15 protein-coding genes and 4 tRNA genes are annotated in these 18,396 nt (G+C 67.1%); 7 read left to right on the top strand and 12 right to left on the bottom strand.

Annotated elements, in window-relative coordinates:
• Nucleotides 1–153 precede the first annotated feature (153 nt).
• The 4 genes from A5733_RS05860 to A5733_RS05845 form a co-directional block, all read right to left on the bottom strand.
• Nucleotides 154–228, bottom strand: a tRNA-Val gene (locus A5733_RS05860).
• 17 nt (nucleotides 229–245) lie between these two features.
• Nucleotides 246–319: transfer RNA gene (locus tag A5733_RS05855), tRNA-Cys, on the bottom strand.
• 30 nt (nucleotides 320–349) lie between these two features.
• Nucleotides 350–422: transfer RNA gene (locus A5733_RS05850), tRNA-Gly, on the bottom strand.
• Nucleotides 423–531: 109 nt separating this feature from the next.
• The gene (locus tag A5733_RS05845) at nucleotides 532–1,035 is read right to left on the bottom strand and encodes a DUF6636 domain-containing protein (protein WP_233152629.1); all 504 of its coding nucleotides are present in this window, start codon (nucleotides 1,033–1,035) and stop codon (nucleotides 532–534) included.
• A 118-nt stretch (nucleotides 1,036–1,153) separates the two neighbouring features.
• On the opposite strand from A5733_RS05845, the gene A5733_RS05840 reads away from it, so the two are divergent.
• Together A5733_RS05840 and A5733_RS05835 are read left to right on the top strand one after the other, a co-directional pair.
• A tRNA-Val gene (locus A5733_RS05840) sits at nucleotides 1,154–1,228 on the top strand.
• 105 nt (nucleotides 1,229–1,333) lie between these two features.
• Nucleotides 1,334–3,721, top strand: a complete 2,388-nt coding sequence (locus A5733_RS05835; protein WP_076239442.1) for a Tex family protein — start codon at nucleotides 1,334–1,336, stop codon at nucleotides 3,719–3,721.
• 3 nt (nucleotides 3,722–3,724) lie between these two features.
• Here the strand turns inward: A5733_RS05835 and A5733_RS05830 are convergent, their stop codons facing one another.
• Genes A5733_RS05830 through A5733_RS05820 form a run of 3 tightly spaced genes read right to left on the bottom strand, consistent with a single transcriptional unit; the run spans nucleotide 3,725 to nucleotide 6,470 of the window.
• Entirely contained in the window at nucleotides 3,725–4,438 is a 714-nt protein-coding gene (locus A5733_RS05830; RefSeq protein WP_076239441.1) for a TVP38/TMEM64 family protein, read from the bottom strand.
• Between the two features lie 44 nt (nucleotides 4,439–4,482).
• Nucleotides 4,483–5,508 (bottom strand): ketopantoate reductase family protein, encoded by a 1,026-nt coding sequence (locus tag A5733_RS05825; RefSeq protein WP_076239440.1) that lies wholly within the window; start codon nucleotides 5,506–5,508, stop codon nucleotides 4,483–4,485.
• Nucleotides 5,509–5,555: 47 nt separating this feature from the next.
• Nucleotides 5,556–6,470: a LysR family transcriptional regulator gene (locus A5733_RS05820; RefSeq protein ID WP_233152628.1), complete on the bottom strand. Its 915-nt coding sequence runs from the start codon at nucleotides 6,468–6,470 to the stop codon at nucleotides 5,556–5,558.
• A 372-nt stretch (nucleotides 6,471–6,842) separates the two neighbouring features.
• Here A5733_RS05820 and A5733_RS05815 point away from each other — a divergent pair, with 372 nt between their 5' ends.
• Genes A5733_RS05815 through A5733_RS05805 form a run of 3 tightly spaced genes read left to right on the top strand, consistent with a single transcriptional unit; the run spans nucleotide 6,843 to nucleotide 9,642 of the window.
• Complete coding sequence (locus A5733_RS05815) at nucleotides 6,843–7,796, top strand: TauD/TfdA family dioxygenase (protein ID WP_076239439.1); 954 nt, start codon at nucleotides 6,843–6,845, stop codon at nucleotides 7,794–7,796.
• 32 nt (nucleotides 7,797–7,828) lie between these two features.
• On the top strand, nucleotides 7,829–8,848 hold the full coding sequence (locus A5733_RS05810; protein ID WP_076239438.1) for an aldo/keto reductase: 1,020 nt from the start codon (nucleotides 7,829–7,831) through the stop codon (nucleotides 8,846–8,848).
• Nucleotides 8,845–9,642: an NADPH-dependent oxidoreductase gene (locus A5733_RS05805; RefSeq protein WP_076239437.1), complete on the top strand. Its 798-nt coding sequence runs from the start codon at nucleotides 8,845–8,847 to the stop codon at nucleotides 9,640–9,642. The genes A5733_RS05810 and A5733_RS05805 overlap by 4 nt, the downstream gene beginning before the upstream one ends.
• Nucleotides 9,643–9,721: 79 nt before the next feature.
• Here A5733_RS05805 and A5733_RS05800 read toward each other — a convergent pair whose 3' ends face one another.
• The 5 genes from A5733_RS05800 to A5733_RS05780 are packed head-to-tail and all read right to left on the bottom strand — an operon-like array spanning nucleotide 9,722 to nucleotide 15,977.
• Nucleotides 9,722–10,936, bottom strand: a complete 1,215-nt coding sequence (locus A5733_RS05800; RefSeq protein ID WP_076239436.1) for an acyl-CoA dehydrogenase — start codon at nucleotides 10,934–10,936, stop codon at nucleotides 9,722–9,724.
• Nucleotides 10,937–10,941: 5 nt separating this feature from the next.
• Nucleotides 10,942–12,576 (bottom strand): ABC transporter substrate-binding protein, encoded by a 1,635-nt coding sequence (locus tag A5733_RS05795; RefSeq protein ID WP_076239435.1) that lies wholly within the window; start codon nucleotides 12,574–12,576, stop codon nucleotides 10,942–10,944.
• Complete coding sequence (locus A5733_RS05790; protein WP_076239434.1) at nucleotides 12,573–14,171, bottom strand: ABC transporter ATP-binding protein; 1,599 nt, start codon at nucleotides 14,169–14,171, stop codon at nucleotides 12,573–12,575. The genes A5733_RS05795 and A5733_RS05790 overlap by 4 nt, the downstream gene beginning before the upstream one ends.
• A 1-nt stretch (nucleotide 14,172) precedes the next feature.
• Nucleotides 14,173–15,021 carry an ABC transporter permease gene (locus A5733_RS05785; RefSeq protein WP_076239433.1) on the bottom strand — a complete coding sequence of 283 codons (849 nt, stop codon included), beginning with the start codon at nucleotides 15,019–15,021 and terminating at the stop codon, nucleotides 14,173–14,175.
• Nucleotides 15,018–15,977, bottom strand: a complete 960-nt coding sequence (locus tag A5733_RS05780) for an ABC transporter permease (protein ID WP_233152627.1) — start codon at nucleotides 15,975–15,977, stop codon at nucleotides 15,018–15,020. Before A5733_RS05780 ends, A5733_RS05785 begins: the two co-directional genes overlap by 4 nt.
• 156 nt (nucleotides 15,978–16,133) lie before the next feature.
• Between A5733_RS05780 and A5733_RS05775 the strand changes: the two genes are divergently transcribed.
• Both A5733_RS05775 and A5733_RS05770 read left to right on the top strand, forming a co-directional pair.
• Nucleotides 16,134–17,087, top strand: a complete 954-nt coding sequence (locus tag A5733_RS05775) for an LLM class flavin-dependent oxidoreductase (RefSeq protein ID WP_076239432.1) — start codon at nucleotides 16,134–16,136, stop codon at nucleotides 17,085–17,087.
• A gap of 32 nt (nucleotides 17,088–17,119) precedes the next feature.
• The gene (locus A5733_RS05770) at nucleotides 17,120–18,394 is read left to right on the top strand and encodes an NtaA/DmoA family FMN-dependent monooxygenase (protein WP_076239445.1); all 1,275 of its coding nucleotides are present in this window, start codon (nucleotides 17,120–17,122) and stop codon (nucleotides 18,392–18,394) included.
• Nucleotides 18,395–18,396: the final 2 nt, after the last annotated feature.

Genomic DNA, 18,396 nt, shown 5'->3' with positions numbered 1-18,396 from the left:
ACGGCTGGGCCGGCAGATCAACACCCTAACCGCCACGACACACCGACAGCCGTACACACATTTTGGCCATTAACCCGCAGGTGCACCGTTGTGTGAGCTTTCCGCTCACAACAGAAAGGCCCGGTCGAAACCGGGCCTGACCTTGAAGAACTGTGGTGCGCGATACTGGGATTGAACCAGTGACCTCTTCCGTGTCAGGGAAGCGCTCTCCCGCTGAGCTAATCGCGCGGGTTGAAACTCTTTCTTGGAGGTGGAGACGGGAATCGAACCCGTGTGCACGGCTTTGCAGGCCGTTGCCTCACCACTCGGCCACTCCACCACTGGGGTTGATGCCACGATCGCACCTTCGAGCGGATGACGGGATTCGAACCCGCGACCCTCACCTTGGCAAGGTGATGCGCTACCAACTGCGCTACATCCGCGCGCCACGAGCGAGATCGTCGCCCGTCGCGATGCAGAACATTAGTCCACGGACGCGCGCAGACACAAATCCCCATTACGCGAGGGCGAAGTGGGGCTTAAAACGGTGTTTCAGAACAGTTGGTACCCCTGGCGTGAGATGGCGAAACCATGACGGGATTTCATGTCCCGACATGTGATGCCGGTTCCGGCGCTCTCGCAGCGCAGGGTTCCGGCGGTGATCGACTCCCGCTCGCTCAGTTGGGCATTCGCCTGTGGTGTGGTGTCGGTGGCGCAGACGAATGCGGCGGGCCGGCCGGGCCGCACCGAGATGCCGCGGCCGTAATCGAACTCACAGCTGGCCGGCCGCATCGGCGGGGCCCAGCTACGGTCGGTGACGTCGCACCGGGCCAGCTCGGCATCGAGGCGGCACCGCACGCTGCCCGACGGTGAGCTGAAGCTGGTGGGTTCGTTGACCTGCCGGTTCGTCAGGACGGACGCGCCGACAATGCGCGGGGTTACGCCCGGAGCGGAATCTGTCACGGTGACCCGATCGCTGCCGCAGCCGCTAAATAGGGCGCTAGCAGCAAAAACAGCGCCGCCGACAGTAGTCAGCCGAATGCGCAGGTGAACCATGACGGGTGACCATACGCCCGCATCGTGGTGCATATTTGGCAAATCAAACAAGTCGATCGGGTGGATACCGATTCGGGGATGGCTCCAGATGCGTGCTAGTGTTCGACGTCGTTCCCACGGTCTCGTAGCTCAGTGGGAGAGCGTCCGCCTCACACGCGGAAGGTCGCTGGTTCGAACCCAGCCGGGACCACCATCACCACCCACGGCTTCGGAGAAATCCGGGGCCGTTTTTTCGTGGCCGGACACACAGTTCCCCGTGCCCGGGTGTTGTCGGTTCGATTCGGTAGGGTCCTCCGACGTGACTCAGAGCGTGACCGTGGGAACCATCAAGTCCGTAACCGCCCGTCTGGCCGAGGAACTCGCCGTGAGCGAGCGGCAGGTCGCCGCCACGGTGGCGCTGCTGGACGAGGGCGCCACGGTCCCGTTCATCGCCCGCTACCGCAAAGAGGTCACCGGCAGCCTCGACGACGGTCAGCTGCGCACCCTGGAGGAGCGGCTCGGTTACCTGCGTGAGCTCGACCAGCGCCGGGAGGCCGTGCTGGCCTCGATCGAGGAGCAGGGCAAGCTCACCGACGAACTCCGCGCCGCCCTGATGGCGGCCGATACCAAGGCCCGGGTGGAAGACATCTACCTGCCCTACAAGCCCAAACGGCGCACCAAGGCCCAGATCGCCAAGGAAGCCGGGCTGGAGCCACTGGCCGACCGGCTGCTGGCCGACCCGTCCCTGGTGCCTGACGAGGCGGCCGGCGAGTTCCTCAACGACGATGTCGCCGACGCGGCCGCGGCCCTGGAGGGCGCCCGCCACATCATCATCGAGCGGGCCTCCGAGGACGCCGAGCTGGTGGGCGCCACCCGCGAGAAATTCTGGGCCGACGGCTCCCTGCGTACCGGACCGTGGTCGGAGGAGGCTGCGAAAAGCCCTGCGGCACAGAAATTCCGCGACTACTTCGAGTTCTCCGAACCGCTGGAGAACATGCCGTCGCACCGAGTGCTGGCCGTGTTGCGCGGTGAGAAAGAGCAGGCGCTGTCACTGAACTTCGACGGCGGCGAGGATGAGCAGTACCAGGCGATGATCGCTCAGGCGCTCGGCATCGACATGACCGCCAAGACTCCGGCCACCCCGTGGCTGGCCACCACGGTGCGGCTGGCGTGGCGCGCCAAGCTGATGATCTCGGCCGCCGTGGATGCGCGGATCCGGCTGCGTCAGCGCGCCGAGGAAGAGGCGGTCGCGGTGTTCGCCCGCAACCTCAAAGACCTGCTGCTGGCCGCGCCGGCCGGCACCCGGGCCACCCTCGGACTGGACCCGGGCTTCCGCACCGGGGTCAAGGTCGCCGTGGTGGACGCCACCGGCAAGGTCGTCGACACCTGCGCGATCTTCCCGCATCAGCCGCAGAAGCAGTGGGACCAGTCCAAGGCCACGCTGGCGGCCCTGATCGCCCGGCACAACGTCGAGTTGATCGCCGTGGGCAACGGCACCGCCTCACGGGAGACCGACGCGCTGGCCAGTGAGCTGATCGCCGATATCCGTGCGGCCGGAGCGAAAGCGCCGGTGAAGGCCATGGTCAGCGAGGCCGGCGCCTCGGTGTACTCGGCGTCGGAATACGCGGCCCGCGAGCTGCCCAGCCTGGACGTCACATTGCGCGGCGCCGTGTCCATCGCCCGGCGGCTGCAGGATCCGCTGGCCGAGCTGGTGAAGATCGACCCGAAATCGATCGGTGTCGGTCAGTACCAACACGACGTCACACCTGGCTCGCTGGCCCGCAGCCTCAACGCGGTGGTCGAAGACGCGGTGAACGCGGTCGGGGTGGATCTCAACACCGCCTCGGTGCCGCTGCTGGCCCGGGTGTCGGGTGTCACCGAATCCCTGGCCGAGGCGATCGTGGCGTACCGGGAGAGCGCCGGCGCCTTCCGCAGCCGCAAGGCGCTGCTGGATGTTCCGCGCCTGGGGCCCAAGGCCTTCGAGCAATGCGCCGGCTTCTTGCGGATCCGTGACGGGGAGGACCCGCTGGATGCCTCGGGGGTGCACCCGGAGGCCTACCCGGTGGTCCGCCGGATCCTGGACCGCTCGAGCGTCACCCTGGCCGAGCTGATCGGTGACGAGCGCACCCTGCGCGGGCTCAAGCCTGCTGACTTCGCCGACGAACGGTTCGGGGTGCCGACGGTCACCGACATCCTGGCCGAACTGGAGAAGCCTGGCCGTGACCCGCGCCCGGCGTTCTCCACCGCCACGTTCGCCGCCGGCGTGGAAAAGGTGGCCGACCTCAAGCCGGGCATGGTGCTGGAGGGCGTGGTGACCAATGTGGCGGCCTTCGGTGCCTTCGTCGACGTGGGCGTGCACCAGGACGGCCTGGTCCACGTCTCGGCGATGGCCGACCGGTTCGTCTCCGACCCGCACGAGGTGGTGAAGTCGGGTCAGGTGGTCAAGGTCAAGGTCGTCGACGTCGACGTGGAGCGCCAGCGCATCGGACTCACGTTGCGGCTCAACGACACTCCGCAGCGTGAGGCGGGCAAGCGGCCCGGCCAGGGCGGTCAGAACCGTCGTGACGGCGGCAACCAGGGCCGCGGCGGTGACCGGCGCGGCCAGAACCAGAACCAGAACCGCGGCAAGAATTCCGGGCGCCGGGACTCGAACCAGCCGATGGGCTCGATGGCCGAGGCGCTACGCAACGCCGGCTTCGGCCGCTAGCGGCTACGTCTGCTCCGGGGCCGGATCGGCCCCGGAGTGATGGCGCCGCCACGAGCGGAATCCGCGGTGCGCGGCGAATGCCCCGATGATGGCTGTGACGCACCAGACGCCGATCGCGGTGTAGGCCAACGGCGCGGACAGGTCGCCGATCGACGCGCCCAGTGCGGTGTAGACGAATGCGCGCGGCACTGATCCGATGAATGCCCCGGCGGCCATCTGCCACAACGGAACCCCGAACGCGCCGAAGGCGTAGGACGCGAGCGCATCGGATACGCCGGGGACGAAGCGCTGTCCGACCACGGCCCACAGGCCGCCCCGGGCGATTTGGCTGTCGAGCCGGTCGGCCCGTCGGGTTCCGAGCAGGGCCCGGGCGCTGTCGCGTCCCGCACGTCGGCCGATCAGGCTCGCGACCACGGCGGTACCCACGGTCGCGCCCAGCGTCACGAAGGTGCCCAGGACGGGTCCGAACAAGACGCCGCTGCCGGCAGCGAGGATCGGACCGGGCACGAACAGCGCGCCCAGCCCCGCCGAGACCACGACGTAGACGAGTGGTGCGGCCGGACCGGCGGCGGCCACCGCGCCACGAACGTCGTCGATGTCGATGACGCGGGCGATGGCCACCAGGTAGAACAAGCCGAACAGGAACGCCACGAAAACGATGAGCCGCAGGATGTGCGGCCACCGGTTGGTGGCGGACGAGTCATCGTGATCAGTCATGGCGAACACGATTCTTCCCCACGAGGTGATCCGTGGGTCCGCCGCTAAGCGCTTGTTGTCACCACGATGTCGTGTCGAAACTGCCCATCGGGTTCGGGCCCTAGCTTCTTCAGCGCGGCGGCGGCGTCGAGTGAACGTACCGGGCGGCCCACCCGCGCGTGTTCGGCGGTGACCCGCTGGATCAACTCGTTGACCGGAGCGCTCTGGCCGTGCAGGCGGGCCTGCAACACGATTTCGCCGTTGAACCAGTCGGTTTCCACCTGAGTGTGCCCCCGGGCCACGCTCTGCCACGTGGAACTGAAGTAGTCGTCGTGGACCCGGCCCTGCAAGAGATCCCCGCGCCGCTGCGCGTCCTGTTCCGCGGTGACGAAGGAAATGCCGGCAGCGGCGAGCACGCGTTCGGCTTCTTCGCGGGCCCGGGCGATCAGTGTGTCGGCCTGAGGCCCCGGCCGGTAGGCCGCGATCACCCCGTTGCCGAGGTTGGCGATCAGCTTGCGGTATTTCCACGCCATGACGTCGTCACGGACCTGTGATTCGAACCGGGCCACTCGTAGGGCGCTGCAGATCTGTTCGGCCAGTGCGTCCCGGCCCGTGGGGTAGCGGCCGAGATCGAGGATGCCCGCCACCGGGTGGCTCTGCTGGATGACCACGCCGGGATCGAGGTGAGCCGCCGGCAGCATCACCGTGACGCCGTAGACATTGGCGAACCTGCGCAGTGCGGCTGCTTCGTTGGCAATGCCGTTCTGAGCGACGAACACCGGTGTGTCGGCCGGGGCGTGGGCACTGAGATCGTCGAGTGCCGCGGCGGTTTGGTGGCTCTTGACCGCCAATATCACCACCGGACGTGTGGACCAGTCGACCTCACCGGCGTCGGCAGCGGCCGGCAGGTCGACGACGTCGGTGCCGGCTTGCGTCACCAGGGTGAGCCCACAGGTGCGGATCGCGTTGAGGTGTGCACCGCGGGCCACAGCCGTCACGTCGTATCCGGCCAACCGCAGCTGGCCGGCGATCACCCCACCGATCGCCCCGACGCCGTACACCACGAACGGGCGGGTCAAAGTTCTCGCCATCGCAGGTTGCCTCGATTCTTCGGTGTGCGCAGGACGACGGTGGTACCTCACGATGCGACGCCGAGTGGTTCAGCGGGCGGTGTCGGTAGTGCTTGGTCTGCGATCGCCCGCAATGTACGCAGGACGAGGTCGATGTTCGGATCGCGCTGTCGGCCGGCGCGGACGACCGCACTGATGGCGCGGCCGCCGAGATCGAGGCCCGGGACAAGCAGGCTTTCCAGGTGGGCGGGCACCGAGAGCCGCGGCACGATGGCCGACGCGACCTCGGTGGCCGCCAGCTCGCACAGGTTCTGCGCCCCGATCAGCCGGTGCTTCACCTGAGGGACGAAACCGGCGCGCTCACATGCCCGGAGCGCGGCCAGCTCCAACCCGGAATTCGGTGGGCCGGTGACCCAGAAACCGTCGGCCAGTGCGCACAGGCCATGCTTTTGGATTCGCAAACGCGCGTCGGTAGGGGCCAGCAGCACGAGCGGCTCGAACAACAACGGCGTGGTGGCCAACCCGCCGGTGGGCTCCGGGCCGAGGAAGTCGTACCGGCAGGTGATCGCGACGTCGACCTCGCCCTGACGCAGCAACCGCACTGCGCCGGTGCTCGTATCCTGCTGAACCTGCACTCGGAGATCCGGTGTGTCGCTGTTGAGCCGTTGCATCAGCGGAACCGCGAGCGTCGGAATGCCCATGTTGAACGTGGCGATGGCGACCTGCCCGGCCACTCGGTCACGGGTTTGCGCCACTGCGGTCATGGCCTCGTCGACGGCGATCAAGATCCGGCGCACGTGCTCGGCGAGTACCTGGCCGCTGCGGGTCAGCCCGAGTGTGCGCCCGTCCCGACGGAACAAGACTGCGCCCGCTTCTTCTTCCAGTACGCGAAGCTGTTGGGATACCGCAGAACTCGTGATATGGCGGTGCGATGCCACGGCACTGACCGAGCCGAGGTCAGCAAGGTCTGCCAGCAGCATCATCCGACGAAGGTCCTGCATCACGCACCGCCGGCGCGGTGCCGGGCGAGCAAGCCATCGACGCATGCGGCATCGGCGTTGAGCCCAGTGGTGAAGTCCGTCGGATTCACGGTCGTCAGAATGACAGAAGTGCCGGTCGCGCGCAGCTCAAGATACGCCGCGGTAGCCACCCCAATGGCGGTGAGCAGGGCTTTCAGGCTTCGGTGCGACAGAAATCATCGCAATTGTAATTCCGGTGTCATCCGGGCTTCACGTGAGATTAAGCCGAGCTGAAGGGATCCGGTAGTCGAAGACTGTTGTTCGTGCCCCGGGCGGCATCGACTCTGGCCGGTGCGAGAGGACTCGCTCAGCCGTCACGAGACAAGGAGTAAGCAGATGACCGACGTCCGCGAAAAGACCAGGGAAAGCAGCAGACTCACCGACACCGGGCTGGACATCGTGCCGGTGGCCGGCTACATCGGCGCCGAGATCCACGGTGTCGATCTGCGCGACGATTTGGAAGCCGGCGTCGTCGAGGAGATCCGGACTGCGCTGCACACCTACAAGGTGATCTTCTTCCGCGATCAGGAAATCGGACATGCCGAACAGGTCGCGTTCGCGCGGCGGTTCGGCAAGGTGACCCCGGCGCATCCGCACGAGGAGGAACCCCCGGAGGGTTTCCCGGAAATCCTGCCGATCGACAGCCGGCGCTACGAACGGCATCTAGGCCGTAAGCGCACCTCGTATGACAGCAGTTGGCACACCGACGTCACCGCGCTGGTGAACCCGCCGGCGGCGTCGATCCTGCGGGCACACATCCTGCCGCCCTACGGTGGTGACACGGCGTGGACCAATCTCGTTGCGGCATATGAGAATCTGCCCAAGGATTTGCGTGACTTCGCCGACAAGCTCGACATCAGGCATCAGTTCAATGCCCGGGCGGTGGCCGGCAGCCAGCGCGATCGTAAGGTGCGTGAGGCCAACCTGGTGAGTTATCACCCTGCGGTTCGGGTGCATCCCGTCACGGGGGAGCGCGCCCTGTTCGTCAGCCCCGGGTTCACCCGCGGTGCCCGGGAGATCCGGGGCTACTCACCGACGCAGAGTGAGGCGATCCTGAAGCTGTTGTGGGACGAGGCCACTCGTACCGAATACACCGTGCGGTTCCGCTGGGCGCCGGGCAGCATCGCGTTCTGGGACAACCGGGCCACCGCACATCTGGCGATCCCTGACGCCGGTCACCTCGACTACGACCGGGTGCTCTACCGCGTCACGCTTGAAGGCGATGTGCCCAGGGGCGTGGACGGCCGTGTGTCCGAGTCGGTCTCGGGTGAGCCGTTCTACGGATCCTGACCGAGCTCGAAGACAAGAGAAAGCAGGCACATATGACAGAGACACCGACGCGCATCGAGCAGCGCCGGTTGGGCGCCGACGGACCGGAGGTTTCGGCAATCGGACTGGGGTTCATGAGCTTTCGCACCGGAGCCGGGCCCGAGGACGAGAAGCAGGCCACCGAACTGGTCGCCGAGGCTGTCGACCTGGGCGTCACGCTGTTCGACACCGCCGACGTATACGGCCCGGAGTTCAGTGAGATTCTGCTCGGTAAGGCGATCCGGGGCCGGCGGGATTCGCTGACCATCGCCACGAAATTTGGCAATGCGCTGGATCGCGACACCAACCCCGATGCCCGGGCGCTGGACGGCAGACCCGAGTACGTCCGCACCGCGATCGAGGGCTCGTTGCGCCGCCTCGGGGTGGACCACATCGACCTGTACTACCAGCATCGCGTCGACCCGGAGGTGCCCATCGAGGACACCGTCGGTGCGCTGGCCGACCTGGTCGAGGCGGGCAAGGTTCGCCATATCGGGCTGTCCGAACCCGGTCCGCAGACGCTGCGCCGTGCGCACGCGGTACACCCCATCGCCGCGATCCAGAACGAGTGGTCGTTGTTCACCCGGGACATCGAGGCCGATACCGTGCCGGTCGCCCGCGAACTCGGCATCGGCATCGTGCCGTACTCGCCCTTGGGCCGCGGGTGGTTGACGGGCCGCGTGCGCAGCACCGAGGACGTCAAGGGGGTGCAGAGCCGTCATCCGCGTTTCGGCGCCGACGTGTTCGACCACAACCGGGCCCTGGCCGACACCGTGGTCGAGATCGCAACTCAGATCGGCGCGCAACCCAGTCAGGTAGCCCTGGCGTGGGTTCTCTCGCGCGGTCAGGACGTGGTGCCGATCCCGGGCACCCGTCACCCTGAGTACCTGCGGGAGAACCTCGGTGCGCTCACCGTGGATCTCGGTGCGGAACATCTGGATCAGTTGGAGGTCATCGCCGACCAGGTCGGGGGACACCGGTCCATCCGTCCCGAGCATCTCGGAGTCGAGGCTCCGGCGACGGCCGCGTCATGACCGTCATCGCCCGCTACGGCGACATCGACGCGGCGCTGGCCGTACACAACGACACGTTGGCGCTGCAACTGGCACACCGGTCAGTGCGGAAGTTCACCGATCAACCTGTGACCGATGAACACCTTTCGGCCTTGGTGGCCGCCGCCCAGTCGGCGGCCACCTCGTCGAATCTGCAGCCGTGGAGTGTGATCGCGGTTCGTGATCCGCAGCGCAAGTCCCGGCTGGCAGCGATGGCGAACAACCAGCAGTTCATCAACGAGGCCCCACTGTTCCTGGTCTGGGTGGCCGACCTCGGCCGGGCCCGGCGGCTGGCACAGCGGTCGGGCGCCGGACTCGACGGCGCCGACTATCTGGAATCGACGATCATCGGGTTCGTGGACACCGCACTTGCCGCCCAGAACGCCGTGATTGCGGCCGAATCACTGGGCCTGGGAACCGTTTTCGTCGGAGCGATCCGCAATCACCCCGAGGAGGTGGCAACCGAGTTGGAATTGCCGCCGCACGCGGTGGCGACGTTCGGTCTGGCGGTGGGCTACCCGGACCCGACGGAGAACGCCGGGATTAAACCGCGGCTACCGCAAGCCGCGGTGCTGCACCGCGAGCGGTACGACGCGCATGCCGCCGACTCGCATGTGCCCGGGTACGACGAACGGATCGCGGTCTACAACAACCGCTACGGCTTGTCCGGCACGTGGAGTGAGCGCGTGCTGAGTCGGCTGGCCGGCCCGCATTCGCTGTCCGGGCGGCACAAGCTGCGCGAGCAACTGGAACGCCTCGGCTTGCCGTCGCGCTGAGGAGACCAGCCGAATGTGAAGAGGATGGCGAAATTTTCGAAAAACCTCGCCATCCTCTTCACGTTGGGCGGAAAGCTGCTCAGAAGAACCCGGAATCGGGCAGCGCCGCGCCGTTGACCGCGAGATCCCCGAGCACCCGCGCCTTGTAGACCGTCGGGTTATGGGAGAACAGGGTCCGCAGATTGCGCCAATGCCGGTCCAGCTGCGCGGAGGCGCGGATCGAGGACGCACCGCCGGCGTCGAAGATGCGCGACGCGGCCCGCAGGGCAGGCTGCTCGATCGCCACCTTGACCCGTGCGGCGGCCACCGCGCCGCGGTCTTCCAGCTCGGCGTCGATGCCGCTGATCCGGGCGGTGTCGAGCGCCGGGGCCAATTCGGTTGCCGCCCGCAACACCAGCGCCTCGGCGGTGTAGGCGACGGCGTCGATCTCGCCGACGATCTCGAGCAGTTGCGGATCTGACGCCGGAGCGTCGGCGGTGGCGAAGGTGTAGGTACGCCGGCGGTCGCGGACCAGCGCGGCGGCCTCGGCGGTCAGCGTGCGCAGAATCCCCGCGGCGATCGCGTGCAGATACAGCTGCACCAACGCCCCGCGCGCCCGGTCCACGCCGACCCGGATGCCGAGCCGCAGCACCTCGTCGTCGTGCACCGCCACGTTGTCGAATATGGTGGTACCACTGCCGGTGTGGCGCTGCCCGATGCCATCCCAGTCGTCGGCATGGGTGATCCCGGCCCGGTCGGCCGGGACCACCGCGGCCACCGGGGAACCGCTTTCGTCCTCGGCCGTCGCGCGCACGTAATCGGAGAACTGGGCTCCGGTGCTGTAGAACTTTCGGCCGGTCAGGCGCAGCCCATCGGTCGTGCGCACCAATTTGGTGTCGTAAGTCTGGCCACCGACGCGGGCGGTGCTGAGCTCAGAACTCACTCCACCGATCAGTCGGCCCTCGGCCACCACCGACAGCCATCGATCCTTGGCCGGACTGCCCGGGACACGTTGTAGCTCTTCGACGGTCGCGTAGTGCACGCGCAGGATGTGGGTCAGGTCCGGGTCGGCCTGCGCCAGGCTGATCAGCAGCCCGAAGAATTCCGGCACGGTGTAGTCGCCACCGCCGAGGTCACCGGCCAGTCGGACCGCGCCCAGCCGGTGCTCCCGTACCAGCTGCAATCCCAGCCCGGGCGGTTCGTGTCCACCCTCGTCGAGGCGGCGCCGATAGTCGGCGGCAATCTCGTCAAGCACATCCTGCAGCTGTGGTCCGCGCGGAACGGGCACAGCCGTCAGCACCGAGTCGGTGGTCATGTGGGTCAATCCTTTCCGGTGATTGCGGTCGTTGACTCGTCGATCCAGGTGTCGTAGAACCAGGGCACCGAGTTGGCCGCGTTGGCGAATCCCCGCACCCGAGGGGCGACGGCGAAAATCTGGGTGTCTTCGAGCAGCGGAATCGAGTACGCGTTGTCGATGACGTAATTGTTGTATTCCTGCAGCACTTTCAGCCGCTGCGCCGGATCGGTGGCTTCGATCTGGGCGTGCAGCAACCGGTCGATGGTCGGGTCCGCGCCGTCGAGGGCGTACAGGTCACCGCCTTTGCTGTCGTAGTTCTGCCAGAGCCGCACCGGGTCGGCGGTGGGCCAGCCGTTGCGCCGCAGGCCAACCGAGTCCTCGATGCTGGCGGTGGGGTAGTTGGCGAAGTCGGTCTGGCGGATCACCAGCCGGATGCCGATGCGCCGCAGTTGGCGCTGGATCAGTTCGTACATCGGTTTGGCGGTGTGGTCGTAGACGTCCACATAGATCTTCACGGCCAACTCGTGCCCGTCTTTGACCCGGTAACCGTCGGCGTCGACGTGGGTCCACCCGGAGGCTTCCAGCCGCCGTACCGCTTCGTCCGGGTCGTAGCGGACGGCGTCGCTGCGGTCGGTGTAGCCGGGAAAGTTCTTCGTGACGATGTTCTGGGCCGGCTTCCAGTTGTCGGTGTAGAGGGTGTGCAGGATTTCATTGCGGTCGATGCCGAAGCCGATCGCCTTGCGCACGTTGATGTCCCGCATGAACGGCGCGCTCTGCCGGACATCGAGGGTGTTGGCCAGCCCGGGGGTACGCAGCCCGCGGACGTCGAAGCCCTCCCGGGCCAACAGGCGTTCGTCGGGCGGTTGTGAGTAGCGGATGGCGTCGGCCTGACCGGCACGCAGCGCGCCGACCCGGACGCTGTCCTCGGTGACCGGGATGACGGTGATGGTGTCCAGGTATGCCTCACCCTGGTGCGGCGCGGTCGCCGGCGCCCAGTTGTAGCCCCGGCGTTTGGACAGCACGATCTGCTTGTCCGGGATCTCCGAGGTGGCGACGAACGGCCCGGAGCCGATCAGGTTGGTGACGACGGATTGCTGCTCCTTGGTGGCATCGATCGTCGCGTCGGCGACCAGACCCGAGGTGTTCAGCGACAGCACCGCGATGAACGGCGCATACGGCTTGCGCAGGGTGACCCGGACCGTCCGGCGCGCGGGGTCGGCCGTGATCGAGTCGACCTCGGGGAAGTAGGTGTTGCGGGTGATGCCTTTGTCTTTGTCTCCCTTGGCTTCCCATTCCAGGTTGCGGCGCACGGACTCGGCGTCCAGCGGTTGCCCGTTGCTGTAGGACACGCCCTCGCGGATGGTGAACTCGTACACCAGCTTGGACGGATCGACCGTCCACTTCTCGGCGATCCACGGCACGAACTCGAAGGTCTTGGGGTCCTGGTAGATCAGGCGGTCCAGCATCTGGTCTTTCAACAGGCTGTTCTGCCAGTAGCTGACCTGGATCTGCAGCGAAGCCGGCGCCTCGGCATCCAGATATGTCAGGTCCCCACCGCGAGCGTCGGCCGGTCGCGCCGGGGCATCGTCGACGCTGCCGCATGCGCTCACCGCGGCGACGACCAGCAACCCCGCGGCCAGGACCCGCCGAATACTCATGCGGCCCGGGCCGGGGCGCCGGGGACGGCATCGAGCAACCGACGGGTGTAATCCTCCACCGGCGCGGTGAAAACGTCAGCTGCAGAACCGCTTTCCACCAAGCGGCCGCGCTCGAGCACGCTGACCTGGTCGGCGATCTGCCGGATCAGACTCAGGTCGTGGGAGATGAACAGGTAGGTCAACGCCAGTTCCTGCTGCAGCTCGATCAACAGGTCGACCACCTGTGCCTGCACATGAACGTCCAGTGCCGACGTCGGCTCGTCGAGCGCCAAAACCGGTGGGTGGAGCACCAAGGCGCGGGCCAATCCGGCCCGCTGCCGTTGACCGCCGGAGATCTCGTTCGGTTTGCGGCCGGCCAGCGCAGCCGGTAGCCCGACCCGGTCCAGTGCCTCGGCCACCTCCCGGCGCCGCTGCGCCCGCGACCCGATCCGGCTGATGCGCAACGGTTCGGCGATCGCCTCACCGATGGTGAACCTGGGATCAAGGGCGGCCAGCGGGTTCTGGTGTACCAACTGCAACGTCCCTGCCTGCTGACGCTGCCGGCCGGCGGGAAACGGGGTGTGTGCGGCCCGCACGGACCCGTCCACCTGCACCTCGCCGGCGTCGAAGTCGGTGAGCCCGGCGAGCACCCGGGCCACGGTGGTCTTTCCGGAGCCGGATTCCCCGACCAGGGCGTGGATCGAACCGGTCCGGACGTCGAACGTGACGTCATCCAGCGCCCGGTGCTCCCCGTAGCGTTTCACCAGCCGCTTCACCCGCAGGATCGACGGGGCCGAGGCGGTCGCGATCGGCCGGTCGGCGTACTTGTCCGGCGACAGCGCGGGTGCCGCGGCGATCAGCGCCCGGGTGTAGTCATGTGCGGGACTGGTGAGCACGCCTGCGGTGGGCCCGGATTCGCGTACCCGGCCGTCGCTCAGCACCACCACGGTGTCGCTGTGCTGTTCGGCCAGCGCCAGGTCGTGGGTGATGAACAGGACGCCGAGCCGGTGTTCGATGCGTAACTGGTCGATCAATTGCAGGATGCGGCGCTGCACGGTGACATCCAGGGCGGAGGTGGGCTCGTCGGCGATCAGCAGCCGGGGCTGACCGGCGATGGCGATCGCGATCAGCACCCGCTGCAGTTGACCACCGGAGAGCTGGTGCGGGTAATCGCCCGCCCGGCGTGCGGCGTCGGCGATCCCGACGTGGTCGAGCAGTTCCACGGCCCGTCGGCGGGCCTCGGGGCGATCGGCGATCCGGTGTACCCGCAATACTTCGGCGATCTGGTGGCCGACCGGTTTGAGCGGATCCAGGGACCCGAGTGGGTCCTGGGGGACGAAACCGACGGTGCTGCCGCGAAGTTCTCGCCACCGGCGTTGTGACAGCGCCGTGACGACGCGATCCTCGACGCGGATGTCTCCGGTGGTGATCCGGCCGTTGGCGGGCAACAGGCCTTGCACGGCACGGGCAATCGTGGATTTTCCTGACCCGGACTGGCCGACCAGGGCCACCACCTCACCGGCGCCGACGTGGAACGAGACGTCACGGACCACCTCGCCTCGGTTGGCGTACTCGATGGTCAGCCCGGAAAGCGACAGTAGTGCAGGAGAATTCATTTCAACCGACCTTTTCTCGAATGATGTGGGCAAGCCGCGACAGGCTCATCACGGTCAACACGATGGCCAGTGCCGGGAAGAACACCAGCCCGGGAGCGGAGTTGATGTAGTTGCGGCCCTCCGAGATGAGCAGTCCCCATTCGGGTTCCGGTGGTTGTGCCCCGTAACCGAGGAAGCTCAGCGAGGCGATCGCCAGGATCGCGGCACCGAACTGCAGTGCCGCCAGGGACAGCACCGAGGAGTAGGAGTTCGGTAGCACGTGCCGGAACAACAGGGTGAGATGCCCGGCCCCCAGATGGGCGCTGGCCTCGACGAACGGAAAGTTGCGCACGGCCAGAACCTCGGAGCGGGCTAGTCGGGCGAACACCGCGATGGAGGAGATGCCCACCGCGATGGCCGCGTTCACGGTGCCGAAACCCAGGGCCACGATGATGGTGATCGACAGCAGCAGTGTCGGAATCGACAGCAGCACATCGATGATCCGACCGATGACGCTGTCGGTGATCCGACCGAAGTAGGCGGCCAGCAGGCCCAGGAAGGTGCCGACCAGCAGGCCGATCACCACGGCGATGAACGATCCGGCGATGGTGGCCGCAGTGCCGGCGACCACTCGGCTGAGCAGATCGCGGCCGATGTAATCGGTACCGAACGGATGCGACAGGCTGGGGCCGGCCAACGGCAGCCCGGGGTTCTCCTGCAGCGGGTCGTAGGGTGCGATGACCCCGGGTGCGACGATCATCGCCGCCACCGCCAGCAGCAACAACACCGGCGGGATGTCCCAGGCTCGCACGGAGATCCGGCGGGCCGGCCGGGTTACGGCCACCGTGGACGCCGTATCGGTGACGATCATGCCGGCACCGCCGATCCGGTGGGTACCGCCGATCTCGCGATCCGCGGATCGATCAGCGGGTAGATCACGTCCACCAGCAGATTGACGACGACGAACGTCACCGACACGGTGATGACCACCGCCTGGATGATCGGAGTGTCCTGGTTGCGAACCGCGGTCTCGGTGAGATAACCGATGCCGGTGCGGTTGAAGATGGTCTCGGTGATCACCGAACCGGCCAGCAGCTCGCCGACCGTGATGGCCACGATCGTTACCGTCGGAATGGACCCGTTCTTCACCAGATGCCCGAAGATGATCCGGCTGTCGTCAAGTCCTTTGGCGCGCAACACTTCCACATAGGGTTGGGCCGCGGCGTTGCTCAGGCCCTGGATCAGAACCTGTGCAATGGGCGCGGCGACCGGCAGGGCCAGTGGCAGCGCAGCCAGCACCGTCGATCGCAAGCCCTCGTCGCGCACCGCCGAAACCCAGCCCAGGTCGAACGACAACCATTGCAGCGCCACCAGTCCGGTGACGAACACCGGGATGGACAGAAAAGTCGGCGGCAGCACCCGCGCGACTTCACGCACCGCGGACCACGGCGCGAACACCGCGGCCAGCGCGATGGCGAAGCCGAGCACTGCTGCGATCAGGAACGCGACGCCGGCCAGCGCCAGCGTCGAGGGCAGCGCATGGGCCATCAACCGGGCGACGGATTGCCCACTGTTGAGCGAATATCCGAGGTCACCGGTGAACAACCGCTGCACCGAGACGCCGAACTGCACGATCGCCGGATCGCTGAGCCGGTAGTAGTCGCGTAACACCTGAGCGTCCTGATCGGAGATCGGGTTCTCCGGATTGGAGATCTGTTGTTCGATCGGATCGCCCGGCAACACGTTGAGCACGAAAAACACCGCGGTGTATGCCAATACGATCACGATGATCGATTGCCCGACGCGCCGCAGGGTGAAGTTCAACACCGGGCGAACGCTAGAGTCGCGCCGCGGCAGCGACAATCATTCGCACCTTTAGGAACTTTAAGTCCAACGTTCAGTTGTGCTTAACCCTCAGCGCAATTGGAGTTGCGGTGATCGCAATTGTTGCCCGGCCCGGATCGTGGAACCACCGTGGATCGCATGGGGTCAACGTTTTCGGTCGGGGTGGAGGTCATCGGTGACGGTCTCGCCGACGACGGTGGCAAGGCCGCCGCTGTGGGACGGCTGGCCGCTCGGCTGGAGGACGCCGGAGTCTCCTACTGGGTGATCGGTGCCGGCCGGGGAGAGGTCAACGAAGTCGCCAGCGTGAGCTTGGAGCCATCCCTGTTGGCCACCATCGCCGCGCGGCACAGCACCCGGCTGGGTCTGGTGATCGCCGCCGCCCCACACCGCGACCATCCGTACAACCTTGCCCGCAGGCTGGTTTCGGCGGATCACGCCGCCCGAGGCCGGGTCGGTTGGCTGGCCCTGGATTTCGACCACAGCATCGCTCTCAACGCCGCCACCGACACCTGGACGGGCACCGATCTGGATGCCGACCACACCGCCGATGCGATCGCCGCGGTGCGCGCACTGTGGCGGACGTGGCCATTGGATTCCGTCGTGGGAGACCTGGACTCAGGTGTGTTCGCCGATGTGACCAGGATCCGGCGGGCCAACGTGCGCAACCGGTATCAGATCACCGGTCCGCTCAATGTGCCCGGCTCGGTGCAGGGCGACCTGCCGGTGTGGCGGCAGGCCGGACCCGACGCGGACGGCGGTGGCGCCGATCTGTTGATCGTCGAAGATGGCGATCCGATCCCGACGGGCGTCGGCGTCGTGATCCGGTTGAGATCACCTGACCGGGTCGAGGCGGTGCTCACCGGGTCCTCCGAGTGGCCCCCGGTGGCCGGGATCCTGCTGCGACTTGCCCCGGCTGAGCTCGACCACGTGCTGCAGCAGGTGCTGCCGGCAGCGCGCGAAAAAGGACTGCCGGGGGATCCCGCAGCGGGCACGCTGCGGGAACGGCTCGGCCTTGCCTTGCCCGAAAGACCCGACCTAAGCGGCAATCCGACGGTGTTCGACACCGTACCCAACCCCGGAGGACGACTGTGACACAACCAAACCGGTTGATCCTGAACGTCAATGTGCTCAACGTCGGTATCCACACCGGTGCCTGGCGGCGCACCAGTGAGCCCCCGACATCGTTCGCCGATCCGGGCTATTACGTGCGGATGGCCGAGATCGCCGAGCGCGGAAAGCTCGACGCGCTGTTTCTGGCCGACGGCCCGGCGTTGCGCGAGCATCCGGCGCTGCGTCCGTCGCAGGCACTCGAGCCGAGCGTCATCCTGGCCTCGGTGGCCGCCGAAACCGAGCACCTCGGCCTGATCGCGACGTTGTCGTCCACCTTCAACGACCCGGTCGAGTTGGCGCACCGCCTGCTCACCCTCGACCAGCTCTCCGGTGGCCGGCTGGCCTGGAACATCGTCACCACCTATTCGGTTGGGGCCGGGGGAAATTTCGGGGTGGCCGACTATCCGGACCGGCACGTCCGCTACCGTCGCGCCGCGGAATTCGTCGATGTGGTGCGCGCGCTGTGGCGCGATGCCGCCGACCCCGGTGGACGCGGAATCGACCACCACGGTGAGGCTTTCACGGTGGTCGGTGCCCTGCCGCAGGGACCGTCGCCGCAGGGATATCCGCTGTTGGTGCAGGCCGGCGGCTCCCCGCAGGGCCGCGAACTGGCCGGCCGCGTCGCCGATGCGGTGTTCAGCGCCGAACTCGACCTGGGCGCCGGCATCGAACACTACCGCTACGTCAAGGATGTCGCGGTGGCTTACGGCCGTGTGCGCAACGACGTCAAGATCCTGCCCGGGCTGATCACCACCATCGGCAGCACCCGGGCCGAGGCCGAGCGCCGGTTCGCCGAGCAGAACGCGCTGCTTCCGCCCGGGCACGATCTCGACCGGCTGTCCCAAGTGCTTGGTGAGGACATGTCGGACTATCCGCTGGACGGCCCGGTACCGGCGCATCTGCTCGGTGAGGTGGCCGATCCGGCGAAATTCGGTGCCTCCCTGGGCTTCCGGGAATCAGTGGTGCGGTTGATCGAGAGTCGAGAACTCACGCTGGGGGAGGCGGTGCGAGAGTTCAGCGGGGCCGGTCACCGGGTGGTGGTCGGCACTCCGGTTGAGGTGGCCGACACCATCGAGCGATGGTTCTTGGCCGGGGCTGCCGACGGATTCAACCTGATGCCCGACGTATTTCCGGACGGTCTGGAGATCTTCGTCGACGAGGTGGTGCCGCTGCTGCAGGCCCGCGGCGTGTTCCGCACCGAGTATGCCGAGACGACGCTGCGCGAGCGATTCACCGGCCGTGCCCATTCCGGTGGGGTACCCACCCTGGTCAAGGCCCAGCCGGCGTAGCC

This window comes from Mycobacterium sp. NS-7484, from assembly GCF_001953975.1.
Classification (GTDB): domain Bacteria; phylum Actinomycetota; class Actinomycetes; order Mycobacteriales; family Mycobacteriaceae; genus Mycobacterium.
The sequence above is the reverse complement of the archived record's forward strand: the minus strand, read 5'-3'. Positions and strand labels throughout refer to the sequence as shown.

Excerpts from the sequence above, each read along its gene's own strand:
- A5733_RS05810 (WP_076239438.1), top strand. The coding sequence starts at position 7,829 with ATGACAGAGACACCGACGCGCATCGAGCAGCGCCGGTTGGGCGCCGAC.
- A5733_RS05775 (WP_076239432.1), top strand. The coding sequence starts at position 16,134 with ATGGGGTCAACGTTTTCGGTCGGGGTGGAGGTCATCGGTGACGGTCTC.
- A5733_RS05820 (WP_233152628.1), bottom strand. The coding sequence starts at position 6,470 with ATGATGCTGCTGGCAGACCTTGCTGACCTCGGCTCGGTCAGTGCCGTG.
- A5733_RS05805 (WP_076239437.1), top strand. The coding sequence starts at position 8,845 with ATGACCGTCATCGCCCGCTACGGCGACATCGACGCGGCGCTGGCCGTA.
- A5733_RS05825 (WP_076239440.1), bottom strand. The coding sequence starts at position 5,508 with ATGGCGAGAACTTTGACCCGCCCGTTCGTGGTGTACGGCGTCGGGGCG.
- A5733_RS05790 (WP_076239434.1), bottom strand. The coding sequence starts at position 14,171 with ATGAATTCTCCTGCACTACTGTCGCTTTCCGGGCTGACCATCGAGTAC.
- A5733_RS05830 (WP_076239441.1), bottom strand. The coding sequence starts at position 4,438 with ATGACTGATCACGATGACTCGTCCGCCACCAACCGGTGGCCGCACATC.
- A5733_RS05815 (WP_076239439.1), top strand. The coding sequence starts at position 6,843 with ATGACCGACGTCCGCGAAAAGACCAGGGAAAGCAGCAGACTCACCGAC.
- A5733_RS05800 (WP_076239436.1), bottom strand. The coding sequence starts at position 10,936 with ATGACCACCGACTCGGTGCTGACGGCTGTGCCCGTTCCGCGCGGACCA.
- A5733_RS05785 (WP_076239433.1), bottom strand. The coding sequence starts at position 15,021 with ATGATCGTCACCGATACGGCGTCCACGGTGGCCGTAACCCGGCCGGCC.
- A5733_RS05795 (WP_076239435.1), bottom strand. The coding sequence starts at position 12,576 with ATGAGTATTCGGCGGGTCCTGGCCGCGGGGTTGCTGGTCGTCGCCGCG.
- A5733_RS05845 (WP_233152629.1), bottom strand. The coding sequence starts at position 1,035 with ATGGTTCACCTGCGCATTCGGCTGACTACTGTCGGCGGCGCTGTTTTT.